General features: G+C 70.7%; 26 protein-coding genes. 14 read left to right on the top strand and 12 right to left on the bottom strand.

Annotated elements, in window-relative coordinates:
- Positions 1–3: 3 nt before the first annotated feature.
- Positions 4–648, bottom strand: coding sequence for an O-methyltransferase (locus tag ACLJOU_RS19340; protein ID WP_308670016.1), 645 nt, complete (start codon positions 646–648; stop codon positions 4–6).
- A 190-nt stretch (positions 649–838) separates the two neighbouring features.
- On the opposite strand from ACLJOU_RS19340, the gene sigE reads away from it, so the two are divergent.
- The 5 genes from sigE (at position 839) to ACLJOU_RS19315 (ending at position 5,140) form a co-directional block, all read left to right on the top strand.
- Entirely contained in the window at positions 839–1,450 is a 612-nt protein-coding gene (gene sigE, locus ACLJOU_RS19335; RefSeq protein ID WP_410569039.1) for an RNA polymerase sigma factor SigE, read from the top strand.
- The gene (locus tag ACLJOU_RS19330) at positions 1,447–2,100 is read left to right on the top strand and encodes an anti-sigma factor family protein (protein WP_410569038.1); all 654 of its coding nucleotides are present in this window, start codon (positions 1,447–1,449) and stop codon (positions 2,098–2,100) included. The genes sigE and ACLJOU_RS19330 overlap by 4 nt, the downstream gene beginning before the upstream one ends.
- A 575-nt stretch (positions 2,101–2,675) precedes the next feature.
- Positions 2,676–4,193 carry a S1C family serine protease gene (locus ACLJOU_RS19325; RefSeq protein WP_410569037.1) on the top strand — a complete coding sequence of 506 codons (1,518 nt, stop codon included), beginning with the start codon at positions 2,676–2,678 and terminating at the stop codon, positions 4,191–4,193.
- 78 nt (positions 4,194–4,271) lie between these two features.
- Positions 4,272–4,682, top strand: coding sequence for a Sec-independent protein translocase protein TatB (gene tatB, locus ACLJOU_RS19320; protein ID WP_410569036.1), 411 nt, complete (start codon positions 4,272–4,274; stop codon positions 4,680–4,682).
- A gap of 44 nt (positions 4,683–4,726) precedes the next feature.
- The gene (locus ACLJOU_RS19315) at positions 4,727–5,140 is read left to right on the top strand and encodes a GNAT family N-acetyltransferase (RefSeq protein ID WP_410569035.1); all 414 of its coding nucleotides are present in this window, start codon (positions 4,727–4,729) and stop codon (positions 5,138–5,140) included.
- Positions 5,141–5,619: 479 nt separating this feature from the next.
- Here ACLJOU_RS19315 and ACLJOU_RS19310 read toward each other — a convergent pair whose 3' ends face one another.
- The 4 genes from ACLJOU_RS19310 to ACLJOU_RS19295 are packed head-to-tail and all read right to left on the bottom strand — an operon-like array spanning position 5,620 to position 9,504.
- A complete protein-coding gene (locus tag ACLJOU_RS19310; protein ID WP_410569034.1) occupies positions 5,620–6,765 on the bottom strand; it encodes an Mrp/NBP35 family ATP-binding protein in 1,146 nt (381 codons plus the stop codon).
- 10 nt (positions 6,766–6,775) lie between these two features.
- Complete coding sequence (locus ACLJOU_RS19305) at positions 6,776–7,276, bottom strand: DUF1003 domain-containing protein (protein WP_410569033.1); 501 nt, start codon at positions 7,274–7,276, stop codon at positions 6,776–6,778.
- Complete coding sequence (locus tag ACLJOU_RS19300) at positions 7,269–8,546, bottom strand: magnesium transporter MgtE N-terminal domain-containing protein (RefSeq protein WP_410569032.1); 1,278 nt, start codon at positions 8,544–8,546, stop codon at positions 7,269–7,271. The genes ACLJOU_RS19305 and ACLJOU_RS19300 overlap by 8 nt, the downstream gene beginning before the upstream one ends.
- 10 nt (positions 8,547–8,556) lie before the next feature.
- The gene (locus tag ACLJOU_RS19295; protein ID WP_410569031.1) at positions 8,557–9,504 is read right to left on the bottom strand and encodes an aminoglycoside phosphotransferase family protein; all 948 of its coding nucleotides are present in this window, start codon (positions 9,502–9,504) and stop codon (positions 8,557–8,559) included.
- 59 nt (positions 9,505–9,563) lie between these two features.
- On the opposite strand from ACLJOU_RS19295, the gene ACLJOU_RS19290 reads away from it, so the two are divergent.
- Positions 9,564–10,472 (top strand): SPFH domain-containing protein, encoded by a 909-nt coding sequence (locus tag ACLJOU_RS19290; protein WP_410569030.1) that lies wholly within the window; start codon positions 9,564–9,566, stop codon positions 10,470–10,472.
- Here the strand turns inward: ACLJOU_RS19290 and ACLJOU_RS19285 are convergent.
- Together ACLJOU_RS19285 and ACLJOU_RS19280 are read right to left on the bottom strand one after the other, a co-directional pair.
- Positions 10,469–11,191 carry a DUF4190 domain-containing protein gene (locus ACLJOU_RS19285; RefSeq protein WP_410569029.1) on the bottom strand — a complete coding sequence of 241 codons (723 nt, stop codon included), beginning with the start codon at positions 11,189–11,191 and terminating at the stop codon, positions 10,469–10,471. The genes ACLJOU_RS19290 and ACLJOU_RS19285 overlap by 4 nt on opposite strands.
- Positions 11,192–11,300: 109 nt before the next feature.
- The gene (locus ACLJOU_RS19280; RefSeq protein WP_410569028.1) at positions 11,301–11,714 is read right to left on the bottom strand and encodes a DUF4190 domain-containing protein; all 414 of its coding nucleotides are present in this window, start codon (positions 11,712–11,714) and stop codon (positions 11,301–11,303) included.
- Positions 11,715–11,854: 140 nt separating this feature from the next.
- Here ACLJOU_RS19280 and ACLJOU_RS19275 point away from each other — a divergent pair, with 140 nt between their 5' ends.
- The 6 genes from ACLJOU_RS19275 to ACLJOU_RS19250 all read left to right on the top strand — a co-directional run bounded on the left by ACLJOU_RS19275 (position 11,855) and on the right by ACLJOU_RS19250 (position 18,233).
- Positions 11,855–13,057, top strand: coding sequence for an acyl-CoA dehydrogenase family protein (locus ACLJOU_RS19275; RefSeq protein ID WP_410569027.1), 1,203 nt, complete (start codon positions 11,855–11,857; stop codon positions 13,055–13,057).
- Positions 13,058–13,173: 116 nt separating this feature from the next.
- Positions 13,174–13,695: a general stress protein gene (locus ACLJOU_RS19270; protein ID WP_410569026.1), complete on the top strand. Its 522-nt coding sequence runs from the start codon at positions 13,174–13,176 to the stop codon at positions 13,693–13,695.
- A gap of 243 nt (positions 13,696–13,938) precedes the next feature.
- Positions 13,939–15,261 carry an ABC transporter substrate-binding protein gene (locus ACLJOU_RS19265; protein WP_410569025.1) on the top strand — a complete coding sequence of 441 codons (1,323 nt, stop codon included), beginning with the start codon at positions 13,939–13,941 and terminating at the stop codon, positions 15,259–15,261.
- Positions 15,258–16,220: a carbohydrate ABC transporter permease gene (locus tag ACLJOU_RS19260; RefSeq protein ID WP_410569024.1), complete on the top strand. Its 963-nt coding sequence runs from the start codon at positions 15,258–15,260 to the stop codon at positions 16,218–16,220. Before ACLJOU_RS19265 ends, ACLJOU_RS19260 begins: the two co-directional genes overlap by 4 nt.
- Positions 16,220–17,059, top strand: a complete 840-nt coding sequence (locus ACLJOU_RS19255) for a carbohydrate ABC transporter permease (protein WP_410569023.1) — start codon at positions 16,220–16,222, stop codon at positions 17,057–17,059. The genes ACLJOU_RS19260 and ACLJOU_RS19255 overlap by 1 nt, the downstream gene beginning before the upstream one ends.
- Before the next feature lie 4 nt (positions 17,060–17,063).
- Positions 17,064–18,233, top strand: a complete 1,170-nt coding sequence (locus tag ACLJOU_RS19250; protein WP_410569022.1) for an ABC transporter ATP-binding protein — start codon at positions 17,064–17,066, stop codon at positions 18,231–18,233.
- A gap of 69 nt (positions 18,234–18,302) precedes the next feature.
- On the opposite strand, the gene ACLJOU_RS19245 is transcribed toward ACLJOU_RS19250, so the two are convergent.
- Positions 18,303–19,169: a hypothetical protein gene (locus ACLJOU_RS19245; RefSeq protein ID WP_410569321.1), complete on the bottom strand. Its 867-nt coding sequence runs from the start codon at positions 19,167–19,169 to the stop codon at positions 18,303–18,305.
- Between the two features lie 277 nt (positions 19,170–19,446).
- Between ACLJOU_RS19245 and ACLJOU_RS19240 the strand changes: the two genes are divergently transcribed.
- The gene (locus tag ACLJOU_RS19240; protein WP_410569021.1) at positions 19,447–19,644 is read left to right on the top strand and encodes a PspC domain-containing protein; all 198 of its coding nucleotides are present in this window, start codon (positions 19,447–19,449) and stop codon (positions 19,642–19,644) included.
- A gap of 64 nt (positions 19,645–19,708) precedes the next feature.
- Here the strand turns inward: ACLJOU_RS19240 and ACLJOU_RS19235 are convergent, their stop codons facing one another.
- On the bottom strand, positions 19,709–20,374 hold the full coding sequence (locus tag ACLJOU_RS19235) for a TetR/AcrR family transcriptional regulator (RefSeq protein ID WP_410569020.1): 666 nt from the start codon (positions 20,372–20,374) through the stop codon (positions 19,709–19,711).
- A 119-nt stretch (positions 20,375–20,493) separates the two neighbouring features.
- On the opposite strand from ACLJOU_RS19235, the gene ACLJOU_RS19230 reads away from it, so the two are divergent.
- On the top strand, positions 20,494–22,002 hold the full coding sequence (locus ACLJOU_RS19230; protein ID WP_410569019.1) for an MFS transporter: 1,509 nt from the start codon (positions 20,494–20,496) through the stop codon (positions 22,000–22,002).
- Between the two features lie 39 nt (positions 22,003–22,041).
- Here the strand turns inward: ACLJOU_RS19230 and ACLJOU_RS19225 are convergent, their stop codons facing one another.
- The 3 genes from ACLJOU_RS19225 to ACLJOU_RS19215 are packed head-to-tail and all read right to left on the bottom strand — an operon-like array spanning position 22,042 to position 24,664.
- A complete protein-coding gene (locus tag ACLJOU_RS19225) occupies positions 22,042–22,701 on the bottom strand; it encodes a response regulator (protein WP_410569018.1) in 660 nt (219 codons plus the stop codon).
- Complete coding sequence (locus ACLJOU_RS19220) at positions 22,698–23,834, bottom strand: sensor histidine kinase (protein WP_410569017.1); 1,137 nt, start codon at positions 23,832–23,834, stop codon at positions 22,698–22,700. The genes ACLJOU_RS19225 and ACLJOU_RS19220 overlap by 4 nt, the downstream gene beginning before the upstream one ends.
- Positions 23,831–24,664 carry a CPBP family intramembrane glutamic endopeptidase gene (locus ACLJOU_RS19215; RefSeq protein WP_410569016.1) on the bottom strand — a complete coding sequence of 278 codons (834 nt, stop codon included), beginning with the start codon at positions 24,662–24,664 and terminating at the stop codon, positions 23,831–23,833. Before ACLJOU_RS19215 ends, ACLJOU_RS19220 begins: the two co-directional genes overlap by 4 nt.
- Positions 24,665–24,777 lie beyond the last annotated feature (113 nt).

The raw sequence follows: 24,777 nt of genomic DNA, 5'->3' as shown, positions 1-24,777 counted from the left end.
CGGTCAGGTAGCCGCGCCGACCAGCAGTCCGCCGCCCACCGGGAGCAGCGCCGGGACCAGCCGTTCGTCCTCCCGGAACGCCCGCGCCACCTCGCGCAGCGCCAGCGTCTCCGGATCACGGTGGGCGGGGTCGATCACCCGGCCGCCCGCCAGCACGTTGTGGAACGCGATGATCCCGCCGCGCCGCAGCAGCGACACGCCCAGCTCGTAGCAGCCGGGGTACTCGATGTGCGCCGAATCGACGAACACCAGGTCGTAGCCGCCGGGGGTGAGCCGCTGCAGCACGTCGAGGGCACGGCCGATGATCAGGCGCGTCCGGCCGGGTGCGAAGCCCGCCTCGCGGAACGTCGCGCGGGCCGCCCGCTGGTACTCCGGCTCGACGTCGATCGAGGTCAGGACGCCGTCGGGCGCCATGCCGCGCAGCAGGCTCAGCCCGCTCACGCCCGCGCCCGTGCCGACCTCGACGACGGCCTTCGCGCACAGCGTCGCGGCCAGGAAGCGCAGCGTCGCGCCCGCACCCGCGCTGAGCGGGGTGCAGCCCAGGTCCTCGGCCCGCGCCCGCGCCGAAGACAGCACCTCGTCGTCGGGCAGGTACCCGTCGACGAACCCGGAATCGGCCGGTGCGGCCGCAGGGGTGGGCGTGTTCACGCACGGAGGTTAGCGTTGGTTGTCGATAAATCCGCGCAGGCTCCCGGGTAAGCACCCGGGAAGAAGTTCTCAGGCTGCTCTCAGTCCAGTCTCACTAGAACCATAAGGAACCCCGAGAGACTGAAATCCGAACACACGGGAACACCGTGCCGAGGGCCCGCGTTGGGTGGAGCAGACAGGAGAAACGCTGATGGAGGTGCCTGCTCCCGCGATGCAGAACGCCGTTGCTGACACCGGGGCCGAGCCGGTGACCCTGGACGAGGTGGCCTGGACGCCGCCGTCCTGGGACGAGGTCGTCCGTGAACACGGCGACCGGGTCTACCGGCTCGCCTACCGCCTGACCGGCAACACCCACGACGCCGAGGACCTCACGCAGGAGACCTTCATCCGGGTCTTCCGCTCGCTGGCGTCCTACAAGCCCGGCACGTTCGAGGGCTGGCTGCACCGGATCACCACCAACCTGTTCCTGGACATGGCCCGCCGCCGCTCGCGCGTGCGGATGGAAGGCCTGCCCGAGGACACCGACCGCATCGTGGGCGACGACCCCAGCCCCGAGCAGGTCTACTCGGACACCCACCTGGACCCGGACCTGCAGGCGGCGCTCGACGAGCTGCCCCCGGAGTTCCGCGCCGCGGTGGTGCTGTGCGACGTCGAAGGCCTGTCGTACGAGGAGATCGGCGCGACGCTGAACGTCAAGCTGGGCACGGTCCGCAGCCGCATCCACCGCGGGCGCCAGGCGCTGCGCGCGTCGCTCGAGCGTCGTCGCGCTCACGCACCGCAGTCTGCGAAGGTGACGGTATGACCGCACCGCGAGGCTGGGCACTTCCCGAGTCGCACCTGCTGCCGGACGTAGTGGTGGCGTTCGTCGACGGCGAGCTTTCCCACGGCGCACGCGACCGCGCGGCGTCGCACATCACCCGCTGCCCGGCGTGCGCGGCCGAGGTCCAGGCGCAGCGCCAGACGGTCGAGGCGATCCGCCGCGCGGGCGCGCCGTCGATGTCGGCCGGGTTCCTGGCGAGCCTCCAGTCGATCCCGCAGCACACGGAGCTGCCGAGCACCCCGGACAACCTGGCGATCACGGCGGACGGTCAGCTGGTCGCGGTCCAGCGCCCCGAACGGGTCGCGGGCCTGCGCGATTCGGGCGTGCTGGGTGGTGTGGCGCCGTTGGGCTCATCGGCCCCGCTGGGCCAGTCCCCGAACGTCCTCGGCGGCGGCCGGTTCAAGCGCCGCGCCGCACAGGGGGCGGGCGTGGTCGTGTCGGGCCTGGTGCTGAGCGCATTGGCCTTGGTGGGAACCTCGGCGGACGGCGACGGAGCCCCTGAGACGGGCGGCGGCACGCCCCAGCCGGCGAACCTCCTGCCGGCCCAGATGGCGGTGCCCCAGCAGCCGGTGGCACCGGTTTCGACACCGGCGCGCACGACACCGGTGGCGGTCCCCGCGGGCATCCGCTGAGCGAAGGTTTGAAGGCCGCTGCGAATCCCGTTCGCGGCGGCCTTCGGTGTGTCCGGAGCCGCTCGGTGGTCTGATCCTCGCGGCAGCGCTGCCCGCAGGTGGTCCGATGCAGCCCCGCCCTGGGCAAAGCCAGTGCCTTTCCAGAGCGTGAACGGCACGCTGAGGCACGACGGGCGTCCCCACCCAGACCTCCCCGCCCACCCCGATACGAAGCCGAGAACACGGACGGTGGTGCCGGGTCAAGGCACGCTTTCCCGCCTTGGACGCGGTACCACCGTCCGTAGTCACAATCAGGCTTCGGGGTGGCAGATCAAGCAAAGTCCAGCAGCCCACACGAAACGACAGCCCCGCAGCGCAGCCCCCGCCCTCCCTAGGGGGGCGTGCCCATGTCCAGCCTATCGCCACCCCCCGACGAAAACCGCCGCTCAAAGCCCCTGGACGCCGTTTTGTCCACATCACGGCCGGGCTGTGGATGAGCGGTCCAAGAAACAGCCACTTCACCCCTGGACCGGCAGACTCGGAGCACTGGGCTTGGGTATCGTCACGCCCAGCCACCTGATCTTCTGCACCGGGGAATGATGACCGAGCCGAACGTGAATCCCGAGCAGCCCGGCGCGCGTGATGCCGACCGGCTGGGCCCGCGGCCGCTCGCGCGGCCCGCCGTCGATCCGGCGCAGGCCGCCGTGTTCGGCAGGCCGCAGGGGGTCGACGGGGCGTTCGACAAGCTCTACTCCCCGCAGAAATCCAACGGCGTCAACCTCGCCCCGCCGCCGCCCGAGTCGCTCGCCGAGGCCTTCCGGCGGCCGCCCGGTGCCGAGGGCGTCCTGCTCGAACGGCCGCGTGAAGCCACCGGTGACGTGCCCGAAACCGAGCCGCCCCTGTGGACCGGCACCCGCGATCCCTGGCGTGATCCCGGCGCCGCCGCCGTGCTCGCCGGGCCCGCCGTGGCCGCCGAAGACGAGGAAAAGCCCGCCAAACGGCCGCCCGGTGCGCTGCTCAGCCTGCCCGAGGTGCTCTTCGGGCGGCGCGTGCAGCCGAAGGCGCTCGTCCTGCTCGGCGTCGTCGCGCTGCTCATCGGCGCCGCCGGCGGTTTCGTCGGCTGGTGGGTCGCCGACACCGGCACCGAGCTCACCGGCTCGGCGACCATCGCCGAAGCCGAGGCCGTCAAGGAACGCCCCGCCGGGTCCGTCGCCGAAATCGCCAAGCGCGTCGCGCCCGCCGTCGTCTCGCTCGAGGTCTTCAAGCCCGGTGCCGAATCCGGCGAGCAGGGCTCCGGCGTCATGATCGACCCGCAGGGCTACATCCTCACCAACGAACACGTCATCGCCTCCGCCGCCGCGGATCCGGGCGTCAAGATCACCGCCGTCTTCATCGACGGCACCCGCACCGAGGCCAGACTGGTCGGCGCCGACCAGAAGACCGACCTCGCCGTCGTGAAGGTCAACGTCACCAACCCGACCGTGCTGCAGGTCGGCAGGTCCGCGGACCTGCAGGTCGGCGACACCGTGATGGCGATCGGCTCGCCGCTGGCGCTGCAGAACTCGGTGACCGCCGGCATCGTCAGCGCGCTGAACCGGCCGATCACCGCGGGCGGCGACAACGGCGCCCCGCCGGTCACCTACGAAGCCATCCAGACCGACGCCGCCATCAACCACGGCAACTCGGGCGGCGCGCTCGTCGACTCCACCGGCGCGCTCGTCGGGATCAACTCGTCGATCCGCTCGGCGGGCGCGGACGGCGGCAGCATCGGCATCGGCTTCGCCATCCCGAGCGACTACGCGATCAAGATCGCGAAGGCGCTGATCAAGGACGGCAAGGTCCGCCACGCCGACATCGGCATCAACGCGTCGTCGACGGTGGCCGGGTCGTCCACGATGGGCGCCCAGGTGAAGAACGTCGCGCCCGGCGGCCCGGCGGCGAACGCGGGCATCAAGGAAGGCGACGTCATCACGAAGATCGGCAACCGGCTCGTCCGCGACTCCGCGGAGCTGACGGTTGCGGTCCGCGCGCACGACGTCGGCGAAGTGGTCCCGGTGCAGCTGGCCCGCGACGGCGCCAGCTTCGTCGTGGACGTAACCCTGGCTTCCGACTGAGTTCCCGCGTTCGGCCTGCCGGAGCGCGGCGGGTGGCGGGTACCCTGGGCGGGTAGGTTCTTCTGCGGAGGTTGACTGGTGTTCGACAGCGTCGGGTGGGGCGAAATCCTCGTCCTCATCATCGCCGGTCTGTTCATCCTCGGCCCGGAACGGCTGCCGGAGGCGGCGTCCTGGCTGGCGAAGAGCGTGCGCAAGGTCCGCGAGTTCGCGACCGGCGCGAAGGAGCAGCTTCGCGAGGAGATGGGCCCGGAGTTCGACCAGCTGCGCAAGCCGCTGGAGGACCTGCGCGGACTGCGGAACTTCGACCCGAAGCGGGTCGTGACGCAGCACCTGTTCGACGGTGACGCCGACCCGCTCGGCCTCAAGGGCATCACGAACGGCAGCAGCACGCCGGCGAACGGCTACTCGGGCGGCCAGACCCAGCCGGCGCCGGCGCCTGAGCCGCTCAAGCCGGGCGAGCGCCCGCCGATCGACCCGGACGCGACATAGCCGACATCGGTTTCCTCACCGAGTCCGACCGCGCCCGCTGGGAAGTGCTGGCCCGCGGCAAGGATTCGCACTTCGACGTCTCCCGCAGCGACGACGCCTACGAACGAACCTGGCGGCGCCTGTTCGACGACGAGCGGATCCGCGGGATCGGCGCCCGGCTGGACGCTGAGCTGGTGGGGTTCGCGCACTACGTGTTCCACGCGAGTGTCTGGTACGCGGGGAAGTGCTACCTGGCGGACTTGTTCGTGGATGCCGGGGCCCGCCGGCGGGGTGTCGCGCGGGCGATGATCGAGTGGGTCGCGCGGGACGCCGAGGAGCAGGGGTACCCGGGGTTGTACTGGAACACGCTGGAAGACGCACCGGCTCGCGCGCTGTACGACCAGGTGGGGAAGCTCCACCCGGGCTTGATCCACTACGGCTACCGACGCGAGGGACGGCCGTCCACAGGGCGGCCGTGATGTGGACAAGCGGGGCGGCCGGCGGCCGTTTCGGCCTTTTCGTCGGGGGGTCTCGATAGAATGGACCTGGGGACGCCCCCCGGAGAGGGTGGGGGAGTTTCCGGGGGTCTTGGTGGCTGGTGGCCCGCAAAAAACGGCGGCTGTTCTGGCCGTCGGCCGGCGGGTGGGGTCAATTACCGGACGACGGAACGCTGGCGCGCCGAGGCGGCCGGGCAGAGGCAGTGTCGGCGGAGGTGCCGGCGCGGTTCTTGAGTCTGGAAGACCCGAGCCAGATCGCCGACCGGGCCCGCCCGGAGTCTCGCTTCGCCTCGGCCCTGCCGAGCTGGGCCGCCCGGTTTGACGATCAGCCGGGACCGCAACCAGCAACCCGCCGGGACCTACCAGCCCACGCCGCCCGCCGCCCGGCGGGCCTGCCTCAAGATCACGTCGGCCGGGATGTTCGTGGGCTACTGCATCCAGTGCGGACAGTCCAAGACCGGTCAGCGGCCCGCCGGGGTCACGTTCAGCATCATCCCCGCCAGCCCGCGCGCCCGGACCGTCAGCTTCTTCGCCGCTTCCTTCAGCACCACCGAGGCCGGGGCCTCCGGATCGGTCAGGACCAGCGGTGTTCCCGCGTCGCCCTGGGACACCATCCGGGGGTCCATCGGGACCTGGCCCAGCAGCGGGACCTCCGACCCGATCGACTTCGTCAGCGAATCGGCCACCGTCCGGCCGCCGCCGGAACCGAACAGCTCCATGCGCTCTCCGGACGGCGTCTCCAGCCAGGACATGTTCTCGATGACCCCCGCCACGCGCTGGCGCGTCTGCAGGGCGATCGCCCCGGCCCGCTCCGCCACCTCGGCCGCCGCCTGCTGGGGGGTGGTCACCACCAGGATCTCCGCGTTGGGGATCAGCTGGGCGACCGAAATCGCGATGTCGCCCGTGCCCGGGGGCAGGTCCAGCAGCAGGATGTCCAGGTCGCCCCAGAACACGTCGGCCAGGAACTGCTGCAGCGCCCGGTGCAGCATCGGGCCGCGCCAGACCACCGGGGTGTTGCCCGGGGTGAACATGCCGATCGAGATCACCTTCACGCCGTGGGCCTGCGGCGGCATGATCATCGTGTCGACCTTGGTCGGCTTCTCGCGCGCGCCCAGCATGCGGGGGATCGAGTGGCCGTAGATGTCCGCGTCGACCACGCCCACCGACAGCCCGCGCGCGGCCATCGCCGCCGCCAGGTTCACCGTCACCGACGACTTGCCCACGCCGCCCTTGCCCGACGCCACGCAGTACACCCGGGTCATCGAACCCGGCTGCGCGAACGGGATCACCGGCTCCGCCGCGTCGCCGCGCAGGGACTTCCGCAGCTCCGACCGCTGCTCGTCGCTCATCACGTCCAGCTCGACCCGCACGTCGGTCACGCCGGGGAGCTTCGAGACGGCCGCCTGCGTGTCGTTGGTCAGCGTCGCCTTCAGCGGGCAGCCCGCCACCGTCAGGTAGATGCCGACCGTCACGACGCCGTCGGCGCCGACGGCCACGTCCTTAACCATCCCCAGGTCCGTGATGGGTTTCCGGATCTCCGGGTCTTGCACGCTCTTCAGCGCGCTGCGGACGTCGTCGACGCTGGGGAGCTGCTGGGTGCTGGTCACCCCGTCCATGTTACGTACTGGTAGGGGTCCGGGATTTCCTGGGCTTGACCTCCAGGTCCTCGCGCAGCCGGTCGAGCTCGCTGCGGAGGTAGTCGCGCGTGGCCACCTCGCCGATCGCCAGCCGCAGCGCCGCCAGCTCCCTGGCCAGGTACTCCGTGTCGGCCTTCGTCTGGGCCGCCCGGTTCCGGTCCTCCTCCAGGGAGACGCGGTCGCGGTCGTCCTGCCGGTTCTGCGCCAGCAGGATCAGCGGCGCCGCGTACGCCGCCTGCGTCGAAAACGCCAGGTTGAGCAGGATGAACGGGTACGGGTCCCACTGCAGCGAGACCGCCGTGATGTTCAGCACGATCCACACGATGACGATCAGGGTCTGCCAGAACAGGTACTTCCCGGTGCCGAGGAACCGGGCCAGCCGCTCGGACAGCCTGCCGAACGTGTCCGGGTCGATGTTCAGCCTGAACCGGTTCTGGCCGCGGGGCTGGTCGAGCCGCCGTCCCGAAGTCAGCTCAGGCACGGTCTTCCTCCAAGGTGTCGTGCAGACCGGTCTCGCGCCAGTCCTCGGGCAGCAGGTGGTCGAGGACGTCGTCGACGGTCACCGCGCCGATCAGGTGGTCCTCGGTGTCGACGACCGGCCCGCAGGTCAGGTTGTAGGCCGCGAAGTACCGCGTGACCTCGGCCAGCGGGGCCCCCGGTTTCAGCGGCGGCAGCCCGGTGTCCACGGCGCTGGCCACCAGTTCCGCCGGCGGCTCGCGCAGGAGACGCTGGAAGTGGACGACGCCGACGTAGCGCCCGGTCGGCGTCGCGGTCGGCGGCCGGCAGACGAACACCATGCTGGCCAGCGCCGGCGGCAGCTCGGCGTTGCGGATGTGGGCCAGCGCCTCGGCGATCGTCGTGTCCGGGGTCAGCACCACCGGCTCCGGGGTCATCAGGCCGCCCGCGGTGTCCGACGAGTACTCCAGCAGCCGCCTGACCGGTGCGGACTCCTCCGGCTCCATCAGCTCCAGCAGCCGGCTCTGCTCGGCCGGGGCGAGCTCGGCCAGCAGGTCGGCCGCGTCGTCGGGGTTCATCGCCTCCAGGACGTCGGCGGCGCGCTCCTCGGCCAGGTAGGCCAGCAGTTCCTTCTGGTCGTCGTCCGGCAGTTCCTCGATGACGTCGGCGAGGCGCTCGTCGTCCATGGCGTCGGCGATTTCGTGCCGCCGCTTGAGCGGCAGGTCGCGCACGGTCGCGGCGATGTCGGCCGGGCGCATCGTGTCGAACAGCATCAGCAGCTGCCCGGCGCCCTGGGGCTGGCGCGCGAGGTCGGCCAGGCCCAGCCCGGCCACCTCCGACCACGGCAGCACCTGCATCGTCGAACGGCGGCGGCCCAGCCCGAGCCGCCGCTCGCGGATGGCGAGCTTGGCCAGGAACCAGTCGCGGGTGCGGGTCGGCTCCATGCCGGCGTCGACGACGGTGATCCGGGTGCCCGAGCCGGCCAGCGTGGCGTGCGCGTCGAGCAGCTGGCCGAGCACCAGGACCTCGTTGGGCCGCTGGTTGAACTGGCGCATGTTGACCGAGCCGGTGGCGAGTGTGACGGCGGTCGGCTCGATCGAGGTGACCCGCAGCATCGGGACGAAGACGCGCCGCCGGGTACTCAGTTCGACGACCAGCCCGAGGATCCGCGGTGGCTGCGCGTCCAGCCGCAGCCCGGCGACCAGGTCGCGAACCCGGCCGATCGACTCGCCGTCGGGGCCGAAAACCGGCAACCCGGACAGCTGAGCTGCGAAAACCCTGTTGACCCCGGCCATGCCGCTGACACTATCGGCTGGCTGCCCAGACAGCGATTTCCGGCACTGTGAGAAAGGCCGGGTCGTCGCTGTCGTCACCGGTCGCTTCGTACTCCTCGAGCATCCAGATCCAGTTCTGCACCGCCCGCACGAGCGTCCAGGCGCGGGCCTTCGCCGCGTCCAGCTCCTGCGACGCGACGATCAGCGCGAACCGTTCGTCCAGTGTGGACTCGGTGAAGCGGTTCCAGAGCAGCGGGATGACACCCCACTCGAGGTCGCCGGCCAGCGGCTTGGGGTCGATGACGAGCCACGGCTCGCGGGTGCCCGCGAGGACGTTCTGGAAGTGCAGGTCCTCGTTCACCAGCAGTTCACCCGCCGACGGCCCGAGTTCGCGGCAGATCGCGACGGCGTCGGTGACGAGCCGCTCGTCGAACGGCTCGCCGAGCTCGGCCCAGCGGCGGGGGAGTTCCTCGGCCAGCCGCGCGGCCTCGGCCCGCAGGTGCCGGCGCAGCGCCGCCGGTGCCGGGACGGCCAAGCGTCGGGCCAGGCCGCCGATGAGCGGGACCGCCGAGCGCAGCGGGAGGTCGTCGAGGGTGCGCCCGGGGTCGAGCCGTTCGAGCAGCAGGACGCCGTCGTCCGGCGCGGAAGCCAGCAGCAGCACCGCAGCCCGACCGGCCCATGTGGACAGTGCGAGTGGTTCGTCGGCGGATTCGGCGTCCCGCCAGCCCAGCTTCAGCACCACCGGCGTGCCGTCGGGCAGCCGCGCGGGCTGCACCACGCCGACGTAGCCGTGCATCGCCGCGCCCTCGAAACTCAGGCCCCACTTCCGGGCGTACTCCGCGGCGAGTTCCGGCAGGGCGGCGAGCCACGCAACGGCCTCGGGCCCGAGCACCTTCGGCGCGCGGGAAGCGAACAGCGGCGGGACGCGGAAATCGGTCACCACCCCAGTCTGGCCGCCGGGTCCAGCGCGTTTCGTCATGGTCGTCGCGGGCGTACGCTGGGTTTTCGAGGGGTAACCCAAGACCCCCGGAGGCAGCCATGCTGGTGGAGATCCTCAGCGCCGTCGTCATCGCGGGTGGAGCCTGGCTCGCGTCGAGCGTGCGCGTCGTCAAGCAGTACGAACGCGGACTGGTCTACCGGTTCGGGCGGGTGCGGTCGCGGGTCCAGGAGCCCGGGCTGGCCCTGCTGATGCCGTTCGCGGACCGGCTGCAGAAGGTCAACATGCAGATCGTGACGCTGCCCGTGCCCGCCCAGGACGGCATCACCCGCGACAACGTCACGGTCCGCGTCGACGCCGTCGTCTACTTCAAGGTCATCGACCCGGTCGTCGCGGCGGTCAACGTGCAGGACTACCGGTCGGCGGTCGGCCAGGTCGCGCAGACGTCGCTGCGTTCGATCATCGGCAAGAGCGACCTCGACGACCTGCTCTCCAACCGCGAGCGCCTCAACGAGGGCCTGGAGCTGATGATCGACAGCCCGGCGCTGGACTGGGGCATCCACATCGACCGCGTCGAGATCAAGGACGTCGCCTTGCCGGAGGCGATGAAGCGCTCGATGTCGCGCCAAGCCGAGGCGGAGCGGGAACGGCGCGCGCGCGTCATCTCCGCCGACGGTGAGCTGCAGGCGTCGTACAAGCTCTCGCAGGCGGCCGCGCAGATGGCCGACACCCCGGCGGCGTTGCAGCTGCGGCTGCTCGAGACCGTCGTGCAGGTGTCGTCGGAGAAGAACTCGACGCTCGTGCTGCCGTTCCCGGTGGAGCTGCTGCGGTTCCTCGACGCGCAGACACCGAAGCCGGCCGCTCCGGCTCCGACGGCCGCACCCGAACCGCAGCCGGAGTTGCAGTCGGAGTCACAGCCGGAGTCGGTCGAGGCGAAGCCGGAGGTGAACGGCCACGCGACGCCGTCGCCGCGCAGCCCCGGCGACGCGGTGCTGCCGTCGGCGGACTAGCTGCCCAGGTAGCCGTTCGTGCCCAGGATGATCAGGGTGGTGAAGAACCCGACCCACAGCGCGACCACGACGTAGCCGACGATCACGGCGGCCGTGGCCAGCCCGCGGCCGCCCCCTTCGCCGCGGTTGGTCTTGCTCAGCGCGATGTGGCCCATGACGATCCCGGCCAGCGCGGTGATCCCGGAGCAGAAGCCCAGGATCGAGCACACGAGGGCGCCGATCGCCAGTGCGTTGTCCTGGCTGCGCGGCGGCGTCGCGTAGGCCTGCCCGTACGGCTGCCCGTACGGCGCCGGTGACGCGTAGGGCTGACCGTAGGCGGGCGGGTACGGCTGCTGCTGGTAGGCCTGCGGGATCGGCTGTCCGGGCGGCGGCGGTGCGTACGGCGTGCCGGGGATGTAGGCCGCCGGCGTTTCGTACGCCCCGGGCGGCAGCTGACCCGGCTGCTCGGCGGCGACGGTCGCGTCCCCGCCGGCCGGGACTTCGGCGGCTGGGACTTCGGTGGCCTGGACCTCGGTGTCCGGGACTTCGGTGGCCGCGGCTTCGGGGACGGGCGGTTCGGCGGCCGGGGTGTCCGACGGCGGTGCCGAGGCGAGCGTGGCGTCGGCCGAGGGCGGGTCGTAGTTCTCCGGCTCGTACGGCGCGGGGCCGGCCGCCGGCGTTTCGTACGCCGCGGTCGGGTCGGCGGCCGGGCGGTCCTTGTCCCCGGACGGGTCGGTCATGACGGGTCCCCTCGGTGCGGATGGGAGGCCGACGTGGCTGCCGCCGGCGCGACGGAATTGTCGGTGGTCGCCGGTAGCGTGGAAAACGGGGGGCGCCCCGGCGCCCGGGTCACGCGTAGCCGAGGTAGCCGAGGGCGATCCCGAGCGCGAAGAACGCGATGTTGAGCGCGATCCCGCCGTACCCCACGATGATCGCCGCGAGCGCGACGCCCTGGCCTTCCGCTTCGCCGCGCTTGGCCTTGCCGTGGGCGATGTGGCCCATGATGATGCCCGCGATGCCGATCAGGAAGCACAGGACGAAGCCGAGGATCGAGCAGACGAGCGCGCCGACCGCGAGGCCCGAACCTTCGCGCGGCGGGCCCGGCATGCCGGGGTAGCCGGGGTACTGCGGATACCCGCCGGTCGGGTACTGCTGGCCGTAACCCGGCTGGCCGTAACCGGGCTGCTGGTAGCCGGGCTGCTGGTAGCCGCCCGACGGCGGCTGCTGGCCGTACGGGTTGTTCGGGTCCTGCGGATAAGTCATGATCTCTCCCCTCCCGTCGCACTTTACGGGGCCGGAGCGGCCGAGCGTGAGCGCCCTCATAGCAGCGTTGCGGCTTTCGGGTCATACTCACCGGTAACCCAGCGCCGGGAGCGGCGTCGTACTCCGGAAAGGGAGCCGTGATGGCCCGTCTCGCCCAGACCGCCGGCCTGACCGACGTGCAGTCGGAGATCCTCGCGACCGTCCGCCAGTTCGTGGACAAGGAGGTCATCCCGCACGCGCAGGAGCTCGAGCACGCCGACACCTACCCCGCCGACATCGTCGCGGGGATGAAGGAAATGGGCCTGTTCGGGATCACCATCCCGGAGGAGTACGGCGGGCTCGGCGAATCGCTGCTGACCTACGCGCTGGTCGTCGAGGAGATCGCGCGGGGCTGGATGAGCGTCTCCGGCGTGATCAACACCCACTTCATCGTGGCGCACATGATCACCCGCCACGGCACCGAGGCGCAGAAGCAGCACTTCCTGCCGCGGATGGCCACCGGCGAGGTGCGCGGCTCGTTTTCGATGTCCGAGCCCGACCTCGGGTCGGACGTCGCCGCGATCAAGACGAAGGCGAGGCGTGCCGACGACGGTGCTCACTACGTCATCGACGGCTCGAAGATGTGGCTGACGAACGGCGGGTCGTCCAACCTGATCGCGCTGCTGGTCAAGACCGACGAAGGCGCGGAGAAGCCCCACCAGAACCTGACCACGTTCCTGGTCGAGAAGCCGGAGGGCTTCGGTGAGGTCGCGCCGGGCCTCACCATCCCCGGCAAGATCGACAAGATGGGCTACAAGGGCGTCGACACGACCGAAGCGGTCTTCGACGGCTACGAGATCGGCGCGGACATGGTCCTCGGCGAAGCGCCCGGCAAGGGCTTCGCGTACATGATGGACGGTGTCGAGGTCGGCCGCGTGAACGTCGCCGCCCGCGCCTGCGGCATCGCGATCCGCGCGTTCGAGCTGGCGGTGGAGTACGCCCAGCAGCGCAAGACGTTCGGCAAGGCGATCGCCGAGCACCAGGCCGTGGCGTTCAAGCTGGCCGAGATGGCGACCAAGGTCGAGGCGGCGCACCTGATGATGGTGAACGCCGCCCGGCTCAAGGACTCCGGCGCGCGCAACGACGTCGAAGCCGGGATGGCGAAGCTGATCGCTTCCGAATATTGCGCCGAGGTCACGCAGGACGCGTTCCGCATCCACGGCGGTTACGGGTACTCGAAGGAGTACGAGATCGAGCGGCTGATGCGCGAGGCGCCGTTCCTGCTGATCGGCGAGGGCACCAGCGAGATCCAGAAGACGATCATCAGCCGCGGCCTGCTGCGGGAGTACAAGTCCCGGTCCTGAGCCGTTTGTCGCTCTGTCGACAATCGACCGCCCGGCCTTTCGGGCTAAGCGGCTCGCACGGTCCGGGCGTTCTTGACAAGATGGACGCCCGGACCCACGAGTGCGCAGGTGATGATGTGAGTAGTCCCTTTGGCGGGGGGCGGGCGCCCGGTGGCCTGCCGCGGCTGCCGACCCCGCCGACCGGCTGGCCGATCGGGTCGTACGCGACCTACGGCGAGGCGCAGCAGGCGGTCGACTTCCTCGCCGAAAACGAGTTCGCCGTCGGCGACGTCACGATCGTCGGCGTCGACCTGATGCTCGTCGAGCGCGTGATCGGGCGGCTCACCTGGGGCCGCGTGCTCGGCACCGGCGCGGTGTCCGGCGCGTGGTTCGGCCTGTTCGCGGGGCTGCTGCTGGGGTTGTTCGTCAACCAGGGCTTCGCGTTGCAGGTGCTGACCGGGGTCGTGCTCGGGGTGCTGTCCGGGCTGATGTTCGCCGCGATCGGGTACAGCATGTCGCGGGGCCGCCACCGGGACTTCTCCTCGGCGAGCCAGCTCGTCGCCGGCCGCTACGACGTCCTGTGCCAGCCGCGCTCGGCCGAACAGGGCCGGGAACTGCTGGCCAAGCTGGCCCTCAAGCCGCCGACGGCGGGCCCGTAGAAACCCCGCTCCTACCAGGGAAAAATCACGATTCGACGCGCGGTGGGCTGAATCGTTACCGATACTGCTTGCGGGGTGTGATCGCCCGGCATAAGTTGGCCGACACCAGTCGGGCGGCCTCGCCCAACCAAGCGCGGCCGCCCGAGCACTAGCACGTCGGGGTGCTGGCGCGGTTCGCCTCATCGCGTCGCGGTGCCCACCGGGTCCCGCGGTAACCGGCGTGCACGCGGGTGAGGAGGCCTTATGGGGAAGAGGATCGGCGCGGGCAAACGAGGACGGTCGCCCGGCCGCACCGCCGTCCTGCTGGGGGCAGGGGCATTGGTGACCGGCGTGCTCGCCGGTTGCGCGACGAGTTCCGGGCTCAAGATCAACGTCTACATGTCGCCCGAGGACAACTTCCAGAAGGTTGTCGACGGCTGCAACCAGAAAGCGGCGGGCAAGTACGAGATCATCTACAACAAGCTGCCCCGCGGGGCGGACGACCAGCGGCTGCAGATGGCGCGCCGGCTGGCGGCGGGTGACACCGCCATGGACATCCTGGGCCTCGACGTGACGTGGGTTTCGGAGTTCGCCGAAGCCGGCTGGGCCGAGGAGTGGACCGGGCAGAACAAGACCGAGGCGTCGCAGGGCGTGCTGCAGGGACCGCTGGACACGGCGACCCACAACGGGAAGCTGTACGCGGCCACGAAGAACACCAACGTGCAGCTGCTCTGGTACGACGACCGCGTCACGCCGAAACCGCCGGCGACGTGGGACGAGATGATGCAGAAGTCCCAGGAGCTCAAGTCCCAGGGCAAGCCCTACCAGATCGTGTTCACCGGCGCGCAGTACGAAGGCCTGGTGGTCTTCTACAACACGCTGGTCGCGTCGATGGGCGGGCACATCCTGTCCGACGACGGCAAGTCCGTGGTGATGGACGACGGGGCCGTGAAGGCGCTGGAGCTGCTCAAGAAGGTCTCGACCTCCGGGCTCACCGACCCGTCGCTGAGCAACATGAAGGAAGACGACATCCGGCAGGCGTTCCAGCGCGGCCAGGCGGCGTTCGAGCTCAACTGGCCCTACGTCTACGCCGCCTACGCCAAGGACAAGAAGGCGGACCTGCCGCACTTCAAGTGGGCGGTCTACCCGGCGGCCGCGCCCGGTGTGCCCGCCCGGACCACGATCGGCGGGTTCGACCTGGCCGTCAGCACCTATTCGCAGCACAAGCCGGAGGCCTTCGAGGCGGCGCTGTGCCTGCGCAGCCCGGAAAGCCAGAAGATCTCGGCGATCAACGACGGCGTGCCGCCGAGCATCGAATCGGTGTACCACAACGACGTTCCGCTCGATCCGAGCAAGCCGGCGTCGGCCGACAACCCGAACATGGCGATCCAGTACCCGATGCGCGAGGCCATCCTCGCGGCGCTGAAGACCGCCGCGGTGCGCCCGCTGACCCCGGCGTACCAGAACGCCTCGACGGTCATGTCGAAGATCCTTTCGCCGCCGTCGGACATCGACCCGCAGGCCACCGCGGCCAAGCTGCGCGAGCAGCTCGGTGACGCGCTCCAGTCGAAGGGAGTGATCCCGTGACCGTCCAGGACTCGACCCCGGCCGGGGCCACCGTCGCCGAGGAGGCGACGACCCGCAAGCCGGGCAAACCCGCCCTCTCCGAAGGGAAGAAGGCCGAGCGGCGGCTCGGGCTGTGGCTGTGCGCACCCGCGTTCATCGTGATGATCGCGGTCACCGGCTACCCGATCCTCTACTCGATCTGGCTGTCGCTGCAGCGGTACGACCTGCGGTTCCCGTCGCAGCAGCAGTTCGTCGGCTTCGACAACTACGCGGCCGTGCTGTCCAGTTCGTACTGGTGGACGGCGTTCGGCACCACGATGCTCCTGACCGTCGTGTCGGTGGCGATCGAGTTCGTGCTCGGCATGGCGCTGGCGCTGATCATGCACCGGACGCTCGTCGGCCGCGGCCTGGTCCGCACCGTCGCGCTGATCCCGTACGGCATCGTCACGGTCGTCGCGGCGTTTTCGTGGTACTACGCGTGGACGCCGAAGACCGGTTACCTGGCGAACATGCTCGCCTCGGACGCGGCCCCGCTGACCGAGCAGTGGCCCTCGCTGTTCATCATCATCGGCGCCGAGGTGTGGAAGACCACGCCGTTCATGGCGCTGCTGCTGATGGCCGGTCTGGCGCTGGTGCCGGACGACCTGCTCAAGGCCGCCGCGATGGACGGCGCAAGCGCGTGGCAGCGGTTCACCAAGGTGATGCTGCCGGTGATGAAGCCGGCGATCCTGGTCGCGCTGCTGTTCCGCACGCTCGACGCGTTCCGCATCTTCGACAACATCTACGTGCTCACCAACGGCGCGCAGGACACCGGGTCGGTGTCCATGCAGACCTACGACAACCTGGTCAAGGGCCTCAACCTCGGCATCGGGTCGACGATGGCGGTGCTGATCTTCATCACGGTGGCGATCATCGCGTTCATCTTCATCAAGGTGTTCGGCACGGCCGCACCGGGTTCGGACAACGGGGGTAAGCGCTGATGACGATGGGAACCGTCACGACGGGCCGCAAGGTCAGGTGGGGCCTCGTCGACATCCTCGTGCTGGTGTTCGCGCTGGTGCCGGTGCTCTGGGTGGTTTCGCTGTCGTTCAAGACCAAGGACACGATCACCGACGGGTCGTTCGTCCCGCAGTCGTGGACCTGGCAGAACTACGCGGACATCTTCCAGACGTCGGAGTTCCTGCTGGCGCTGGTCAACTCCATCGGCATCGCGATCATCTCGACCGTGATCGCGGTGGTGCTGGGCACGATGGCCGCGTACGCGGTCGCCCGGCTGGACTTCCCCGGCAAGCAGGCCCTCGTCGGGCTGTCGCTGCTGATCGCGATGTTCCCGCAGGTGTCACTGGTGACGCCGCTGTTCAACATCGAGCGGAACATCGGGCTGTTCGACACGTGGCCGGGGCTGATTCTGCCCTACATCACGTTCGCACTGCCGCTGTCGATCTACACGCTGTCGGCGTTCTTCCGCGAAATCCCGTGGGAGCTGGAGAAGGCGGCGAAGATGGACGGCGCGACGCCGGCCCAGGCGTTCCGCCGGGTGATCGCGCCGCTGGCCGCGCCCGGCGTGTTCACCACGGCGATCCTGGTGTTCATCTTCTGCTGGAACGACTTCCTGTTCGCCATCTCGCTGACGTCGACCACGGCGTCGCGCACGGTGCCGGCGGCGCTGTCGTTCTTCACCGGGTCCTCGCAGTTCGAGGACCCGACCGGGCAGGTGTGCGCGGCCGCGGTCGTGATCACCATCCCGATCATTGTGTTCGTGTTGTTCTTCCAGCGTCGCATCGTGGCGGGGCTGACCTCCGGTGCGGTGAAGGGGTAGCGCTATGGCAGAGATCGTGCTCGACAAGGTGTCGAAGAAGTACCCCGACGGCGCCCTCGCCGTGTCCGAAGTGGACATCACCATCGCCGACGGCGAGTTCATCATCCTGGTCGGCCCGTCCGGCTGCGGGAAGTCGACGACGCTGAACATGGTGGCCGGGCTGGAGGACATCTCCGCCGGCGAGCTGCGGATCGACGGGCAGCGCGTCAACGAGAAGGCCCCGAAGGACCGGGACATCGCCATGGTGTTCCAGTCCTACGCGCTCTACCCGCACATGAGCGTCCGGGAGAACATGGCCTTCCCGCTGCGGCTGGCCAAGGTCGACGACAAGACGGTGCGGGCGAAGGTCGAAGAGGCGGCGAAGATCCTCGACCTGACCGCGCACCTGGACCGCAAGCCGGCCAACCTCTCCGGTGGCCAGCGCCAGCGCGTCGCGATGGGCCGGGCGATCGTCCGCAGCCCGAAGGCGTTCCTGATGGACGAGCCGCTGTCCAACCTGGACGCCAAGCTGCGCGGCCAGATGCGCACGTCGGTGTCGAAGATCCAGAAGCAGCTCGGGACGACGACGCTGTACGTGACGCACGACCAGACCGAAGCCATGACGCTGGGCGACCGGGTCGTGGTGCTGCGGGCCGGGTACGTGCAGCAGATCGGCTCGCCGCAGTTCCTCTACGACAACCCGGCGAACCTGTTCGTGGCCGGGTTCATCGGCTCGCCGTCGATGAACTTCGTCCCGGCGACGATGGAGAACAACGAGCTGCGCAGTGCACTGGGCACGACGCCGCTCACCGACCGCGTCCGGCAGCTGGTGGAGCGGGCGAACGCGCCCCGCGACGTCATCGTCGGCATCCGGCCGGAGCACTTCGAGGACGCGGCGCTGGTCCAGACCCCCGGCGCCACGTTCACCGCGCACATCGACGTGCTCGAGTCGATGGGTTCGGAGAAGTTCGCCCACTTCACGCTGGAAGGCGAGACGGCGACGTCCGAAGAGCTGGCCGAGCTGGCCGCGGACAGCGGATCGTCGGACGTCCCGGGCGCGGAGTCCCAGATCGTGGCCCGCCTCTCCGCGGAGTCGGCCGCGAAGGATAACGCGGACCTGCAGTTCTGGTACGACGCGGACAAGATCAAGCTGTTCGACCCTTCGAACGGCAAGAACCTCACCTACGAGGACTGACCGGGTTCGGGAAGGCCACCTCGAGGAGCTCTGAGCTCCCCGAGGTGGCTTTCCCGGCTTTCCCGGGTTTCACGGCGCCGGGAGGCGGGGGAAGATCGCGTTCGCCGCGGTGCGGGCCTGGGCGCACGTGGCGTCACCCGCGGTGCCGGCGGTCTCGACGACGCTGATTTCGGCCAGTTCGCGGCGCCCCGGCAGGCCCGGGGCCGGCTGCGTCGTGTCGACCAGGCAGAACGCGCCGGTCACCCGGACCCGTGCCTCGCGGCCGCTGAGGGTTTCGGGCGGGGTCTCCACCGTCTCCCCCGTCTCCACCGTCAGTTTCAGGCTCACCTTGCCGCGGATGCAGCTGTGCCCGGACAGGCCGGTCGCCGGCCGGCTGGCGGGGCCGGCGGCGCCGTCGAGGGCGTGGTCGTCGAGCAGGACGCAGGGCGCCACCCGGCCCCACGACCGGTCGGGGAAGGTCAGGTGCCCGACCCGGTGCGTGGTGATCGCGGCCAGCGCCGAGCCGACGGCGGCGTCCGCGACACCGCAGCGGGCGGCCTGGTCGTCGGTGCCGTCGGTGACCGACAGGTCGAGCCGGTTGCCGTCGGCGAAGGTGATGGCGCGGGTGCACGCGCTGCGGTCGTTGAACATCGACTGCTGGATCGCGACACCGTCGGGCACCTGGCCGGGGTAGTCGTAGGGCTTGAGGTTCGGGTCGGAGTCGAACGCCAGCGGCCCGACGAGGATCGTGCGGGGGCCGGCTTCGGCGTGGCAGCTTTCGAACGTCGGGACGGCGACCGCGCCGGGCGCCACCGCCGGCACGTTCAGCAGGCTGCAGTAGTCGACGGTGCCGAAGTCGCCGAGCGCGCCGGCCGCGGTCAGCGGAGTGGGCCCGGGATCCGGCGTGGGCTCGGCCCGGGTCGTGGCGCAGCCGCCGGCGAGGAGGGCGCAGAGCAGCGCGACGGCCAAGCGTTTCGGACGCGGGTACACGGGGTGCAAGTATCACCACATCACGCGGAAAAACCAGCCCTGACGGGGACATCTCTCACTATCTTCCCCACTTTTCGCGGCGAACGGGCAGTTCAGGCGCTTTCCGGGGCACGGCCGCGGGATTGTTGAAGCTTTTTCGGATTTGTCGTCCCCTAAGGGAGCGATCCATCCCGCGAGCGATGCGGAAGCGGGTACTCCGGTGGTGAAGTGGAGATATCGGAACTTCGAGGAAAGGGAAACGACGATGAGCGCACCGGTCACCGGCAGGTCACTGTCCCGCCCGCGCCACGGCCGCATGATCGGCGGCGTCTGCGCGGGCCTGGCCCAGCGGTACGGCATGAAGCCCGGCACCGTGCGGCTGCTGGCCGTGCTGTCCTGCCTGCTGCCCGGGCCGCAGTTCGTGGCCTACCTGATCCTCTGGGCGGTCATCCCGGCCGAATAACGGCTTTCTCGTCGGCCGCCGGTGATCCGAGGCGATCACCGGCGCACTGCCGTGCGCCCGGCGGTCAGGGGCGCCAGCAGGACATCGCTTCGTCGATCTCCTGCTCGTCGAGCGGGGGATGCGGCAGGACCGACGCCCGGCCCGGTTCGGCGCGCAGGCCGTCCAGCAGCATCGCCAGGCAGCGGCGCCACAGGTCCGGCTCCACCGTGCAGGTGTACTCCACCACCGAGCCGATCATCATGTGCACGAGCGGGAGGTCCGTCGGGGCGAAGTCGGCCCGCAGCCCGCCCGCCGCCTTCGCCCGCTCGACGAGCTTTGTGATCAACGGCACCATGCGGGCTTTTTCTTCGGCGACGTGCTCGTGGCCGAACTTGTTGGACAGCATGATCTCGCGCAGGCCGCGGTCGCCCGAGTGCAGTTCGGCCGCTTTCCACGTGAAGTCGACGAACGCCTGCCACGCGTCCTCGGCCTTCAGCGCCTCCGCGGCGAGGTCGCCGATCTCCTCCATCCGCTCCGCGAACATCGCCTCGACCAGGTGTTCCTTGCTGGGGAAGCGGCGGTAGACCGTGCCGACGCCGAGACCGGCGTGGTGGGCGATGTCGTCCAGCGTGGCCTCGAGCCCGCGCCGGCCGAACACTTCGCGGGCCGACGCGAGGATGCGACGGCGGTTGAGTTCAGCGTCACGCCGCAGCGGCCGCGCCGGTGCGGCGGGACCAGCGTCCCGTGCCATGGGGTCCAGTCTAACCCGTGAAGTAGAGGCGCCGTCTCCGGTTCTTGTGTACCTTGGGGCGAGTAAGGGGAGATACCTACTCCACATAATCTTGTGATCACCTTCTGTGAGGACACCCCATGCCCGAGTCCACACTCGTCGTCGCGCCGTCGGGGGACACGCGCGCCGTCGCCAACGCCGAAAACCCGCACCACGCCAGACGCTGGCTGATCCTGGTGATGATCGGCATCGCGCAGCTGATGGTCGTGCTGGACGCGACCGTCGTGAACATCGCGCTGCCGTCCGCCCAGCTCGACCTGGGCTTCTCCAACGACGCCCGGCAGTGGGTCGTGACGGCCTACGCACTCGCGTTCGGCAGCCTCCTGCTGCTCGGCGGGCGGCTCGCGGACCTCTTCGGCCGCAAGAACACCCTCCTGGTCGGCCTGGCCGGCTTCGCCGCGGTGTCCGCGCTCGGCGGCTTCGCGACCAACATCGAGATGCTGCTCATCGCCCGCGCGGCGCAGGGCGTGTTCGGCGCGCTGCTGGCGCCCGCCACGCTTTCGCTGCTGACCACGACGTTCACCGACCCGAAGGAACGCGGGCGCGCGTTCGGCGTGTTCGGCGCCATCGGCGGTGGCGGCGCGGCGGTCGGGCTGCTGCTCGGCGGGGTGCTCACCGAGTACCTCGACTGGCGCTGGTGCATGTTCGTCAACATCATCTTCGCGGTGGTCGCGTTCGTCGGCAGCTCGGTCCTGCTGCGCAACCAGAAGGACGCCGGCCCGCGGCCGAAGCTCGACCTGCCGGGCACGGTGACGGCGTCGGCCGGCCTGTTCGCGCTGGTCTACGGCTTCGCCAACGCCGAGTCGGACTCCTGGTCGTCGGTGTCGGTGTGGGGCTTCCTGGCCGGCGGTGTGGTGCTGCTGGGCGTGTTCGTGTGGCTGCAGCAGCGCGTCGAGCACCCGCTGCTGCCGCTGCGCGTGCTGCTCGACCGGGACCGCGGCGGCTCGTACCTGGCGATGTTCCTGCTCGCCATCGGGATGTTCGCGATCTTCCTGTTCCTGACGTTCTACGTGCAGCAGAACCTGCGGTTCACGCCGATCCAGAGCGGCTTCGGGTTCCTGCCGATGGTGGCGACGCTGATGCTGGCGGCCACGACGGCGACGGCCGTGCTGCTGCCGCGGGTCGGCCCGCGGCCGCTGGTGCCGACCGGCATGGCGATCGCCGCCGCCGGCTTGTTCTGGCTGAGCGGCATCGGCCTCGACAGCACGTACGCCTCCGGTGTCCTCGGCCCGCTCCTGGTGATGGGCTTCGGCATCGGGCTCGCGATGGCGCCGGCGATGAGCGTCGCGACCTTCGGCGTCGAAGCGCACGACGCGGGTGTCGCGTCCGCGGCGGTCAACACGATGCAGCAGGTCGGCGGTTCGATCGGCACGGCACTGCTGTCGACGCTGGCCGGCAACGCGGCCGCGGCCTACCTCGAGGGCAAGGCCCCGACGCCGCAGCTGGCGGCCGAGGCGTCGATCGAGAGTTACACGACGGCGTTCACCTGGGCCGCGGTGATCTACGTGGCGGGAGCGGTGCTCAGCGGCCTGCTGCTGCGCCCGGGCGTCCCGAAGGGCGAAGCGGCGCCGGGCGCCGTGCACATGTAGTTCCTCGTGCGTGGACGGGCCTCCCGGCGGGAGGCCCGTTCACGTCACCAGGCCGTGGCGGTAGGCGTAGACGACGGCCTGGACGCGGTCGCGCAGGTCCAGTTTGGTCAGGATGCGCGACACGAACGTCTTCACGGTCTCCTGGCTGATCACCAGCCGCTCCGCGATCTCGCTGTTGGAGAGGCCGTCCGCGAGCAGGCGCAGGACCTCCAGCTCGCGCGGGGTCAGCGGGACGTCCGGGGCGGCGTCCGGCGCGGGCCGGATCCGGGCGGCGTGGCGACCCACCAGCCGCCGCGTCACGTCCGGGTCCAGCAGGGCCGCGCCCGTGGCCACGGTCCGGATGCCGTGCAGCAGCCGGTCCGGCGGGGCGTCCTTGAGCAGGAACCCGCTCGCACCCGCGCGCAAGGCCTCGTAGACGTACTCGTCGAGGTTGAACGTCGTCAGCACGAGCACCTTGACCGGGTGCGGCACGCCGGCCCCGGCCAGCAGGCGGGTGGCCTCGATGCCGTCGAGCACCGGCATCCGCACGTCCATCACGACGACGTCCGGGCGCAGCCGGGCCGCGAGGTCGACCGCGGCGCGCCCGTCGCCGCACTCGCCGACCACCTCGAAATCGGGCTGGGCGCCGATGATCGTCACCAGCCCGGTGCGGATCAGCATCTGGTCGTCGCAGACCAGGACCCGGATCGGCGCGCTCACGCCGGGTTCCCCGTCGGGATCCGGGCGGTCACGACGAAGCCGCCGCCGGAAGACCCCGCGCTGAAGTCGCCGCCCAGGACGCCGACCCGCTCCCGGAGCCCGGCGAGGCCGCGGCCGCTCCCACCGGGGGACACGCTCCCGGCGCCACTCGTGCGGACCGCGACGGCGATTTCCCGGTCGCCGTGGTGCACTTCGACCGCGGTGTGGCTGCCTCGGGCGTGCTTGAGGGCGTTCGTCAGGGCTTCCTGCACGACCCGGTAGGCCACCAGATCGGCGCTGCCGGCGGACTCCGCGGGCGTGCCCTCCTCGGTGAACTCCACCGGCTGCCCCGCCTGGCGGGCCTGCTCGACGAGCGCCCGGAGCCCGCCCGGGGACGGCGTCCGCGGCTCGTGGCCGGGGTTGAGCAGGTCCAGCAGGTGCCGCAGATCCGTGATGGCCCGCCGGCCCGTGTCGGTGATCGCCGTCAGGGTCTGGTCGAGCCGGTCGGGCGCGGCGGTGAGGTACCGGGCCGCCTCGGCCTGCACGACCATCGCCGTCACGTGGTGGGTGACGACGTCGTGGAGCTCGCGGGCGATGGCGGCGCGCTCGGTGGCCCGCGTGTCGTCGGCGACGCGGCGGCGCTGCCCGGCTTCCGCGGCGCGGGTGGTGCGCAGCCAGGCCCCGATGCCCCACGCGAACACCAGCAGCAGGAAGAACGTCACGAACTCCGACGTCGGTTCCGAACCGAAGTGGGCCAAGGCGATCGCCAATGCCGCGTACGCCAAGGAGAACACGAGCGCGGTGGTGCGCCGGCGCCGTTCCAGGTGGGCGCCGGCGCTCACCAGCGCGATGCCGAGCGCGGTGCCGGCGACCGTGTGGTAGCCGCGGAGCTGGTCGACGGCGAAGCCGAGCGCCACCAGCGTCAGGCACAGGGCCGGCCACCGCCGCCGCACGGCGAGCGGGAGGCCTTCGACGGCGACCACCACGACGGCCAGCGCGTCGAAGGGGCGTTCCGGCACGCCGCCCAGCTGCGTGCCGTGGCTCTGCAGCACCGGCAGGAACGCGGTCGTCAGGAACAGCAACCCGAGCGGCAGGTCGCGGACCACGACGTCGAGCCGGCGCCACCGCGCCACGGCCGCCCGGTGATCGATCACCGGGAAAGTGTAGTGACGGCGTCGGCCCGCTCGGCACGGCGACGGGGCACCAGACGGCCGCGGCGCCGGCCCACCCACAGGAACGCGCTCGCCGCCAGGACGCAGAACAGCACCGAGTAGAGGCTGCCTTCCGGGCCGAAGTCGCCGCCGGTGATGATCGACGGCCCCGACGTGACGGCGTCGAGCAGGCCCTGCGGGGTGCCGTTGCCGGAGACCTCCGTGCCGAAGATCCCGGCGGCGGCGAAGTTCCAGCCGAAGTGCAGGCCGATCGGCAGCCACAGCTTGCGCGTGGCGACGTACGCGGCGGTCAGCAGGCCGCCGGCCTCGATCGCGATGGCGAGCGCGCCCCACAGGGTCGCGTGCGGGTTGACCAGGTGCATCAGGCCGAACAGCACGCCGGTCAGCACCAGCGCGAGCCACGTGCCGGTCCACTTTTCGGCGAACCGGAACAGGATCCCGCGGAACAGCAGCTCCTCGGTGACCGCGGCGGCGGCCATGAAGCCGATCTGCCCCACGGCGCCGGGCACGGAGCCCCAGCCCCGGACGTCGTAGTCCCCGAGGAGGGCGATGTTCGCGATGACGAGCCCGAACAGTGCGAGCCCGATCAGCGTCCCCCGGCCGAGCGCGAGCCCGGCACCGGGCCCGGCGAGCTCGGTGACCGGGCGCTGCTCGGTCTTCCGCACGACCCACCGGTACGCCAGCACGGCGAGCACGGCGGTCAGCGCGCCCAGGATCAGCGTGAGCCACGGATTCCCGTCCACCGCGGACACCGCCAGCTGCCCGACGAACGCGACTGCGGCCACGGCCAGCAGCTGCCAGACGACCCTCATGAAAAACCCCTTCGCCTCACCCGCGGCGGAAGCCCCGCGGCCTGGGAAGAACGCTAGGGAGGCGGCGAGCCGGAATCGTCACCAGCGAGTGGACACCCGCACGTAGCTCGCAC

This window comes from Amycolatopsis sp. cmx-4-61, from assembly GCF_046548775.1.
Lineage (GTDB): Bacteria > Actinomycetota > Actinomycetes > Mycobacteriales > Pseudonocardiaceae > Amycolatopsis.
This window is presented reverse-complemented; position numbering and strand designations above follow the sequence as displayed.

Excerpts from the sequence above, each read along its gene's own strand:
- ACLJOU_RS19235 (WP_410569020.1), bottom strand. The coding sequence starts at position 20,374 with ATGGCACGGGACGCTGGTCCCGCCGCACCGGCGCGGCCGCTGCGGCGT.
- ACLJOU_RS19230 (WP_410569019.1), top strand. The coding sequence starts at position 20,494 with ATGCCCGAGTCCACACTCGTCGTCGCGCCGTCGGGGGACACGCGCGCC.
- ACLJOU_RS19325 (WP_410569037.1), top strand. The coding sequence starts at position 2,676 with ATGATGACCGAGCCGAACGTGAATCCCGAGCAGCCCGGCGCGCGTGAT.
- ACLJOU_RS19290 (WP_410569030.1), top strand. The coding sequence starts at position 9,564 with ATGCTGGTGGAGATCCTCAGCGCCGTCGTCATCGCGGGTGGAGCCTGG.
- ACLJOU_RS19240 (WP_410569021.1), top strand. The coding sequence starts at position 19,447 with ATGAGCGCACCGGTCACCGGCAGGTCACTGTCCCGCCCGCGCCACGGC.
- ACLJOU_RS19330 (WP_410569038.1), top strand. The coding sequence starts at position 1,447 with ATGACCGCACCGCGAGGCTGGGCACTTCCCGAGTCGCACCTGCTGCCG.
- ACLJOU_RS19215 (WP_410569016.1), bottom strand. The coding sequence starts at position 24,664 with ATGAGGGTCGTCTGGCAGCTGCTGGCCGTGGCCGCAGTCGCGTTCGTC.
- ACLJOU_RS19265 (WP_410569025.1), top strand. The coding sequence starts at position 13,939 with ATGGGGAAGAGGATCGGCGCGGGCAAACGAGGACGGTCGCCCGGCCGC.
- ACLJOU_RS19280 (WP_410569028.1), bottom strand. The coding sequence starts at position 11,714 with ATGACTTATCCGCAGGACCCGAACAACCCGTACGGCCAGCAGCCGCCG.
- ACLJOU_RS19250 (WP_410569022.1), top strand. The coding sequence starts at position 17,064 with ATGGCAGAGATCGTGCTCGACAAGGTGTCGAAGAAGTACCCCGACGGC.
- ACLJOU_RS19275 (WP_410569027.1), top strand. The coding sequence starts at position 11,855 with ATGGCCCGTCTCGCCCAGACCGCCGGCCTGACCGACGTGCAGTCGGAG.
- ACLJOU_RS19285 (WP_410569029.1), bottom strand. The coding sequence starts at position 11,191 with ATGACCGACCCGTCCGGGGACAAGGACCGCCCGGCCGCCGACCCGACC.
- ACLJOU_RS19295 (WP_410569031.1), bottom strand. The coding sequence starts at position 9,504 with ATGACGAAACGCGCTGGACCCGGCGGCCAGACTGGGGTGGTGACCGAT.
- sigE (WP_410569039.1), top strand. The coding sequence starts at position 839 with ATGGAGGTGCCTGCTCCCGCGATGCAGAACGCCGTTGCTGACACCGGG.
- ACLJOU_RS19300 (WP_410569032.1), bottom strand. The coding sequence starts at position 8,546 with ATGGCCGGGGTCAACAGGGTTTTCGCAGCTCAGCTGTCCGGGTTGCCG.
- ACLJOU_RS19255 (WP_410569023.1), top strand. The coding sequence starts at position 16,220 with ATGACGATGGGAACCGTCACGACGGGCCGCAAGGTCAGGTGGGGCCTC.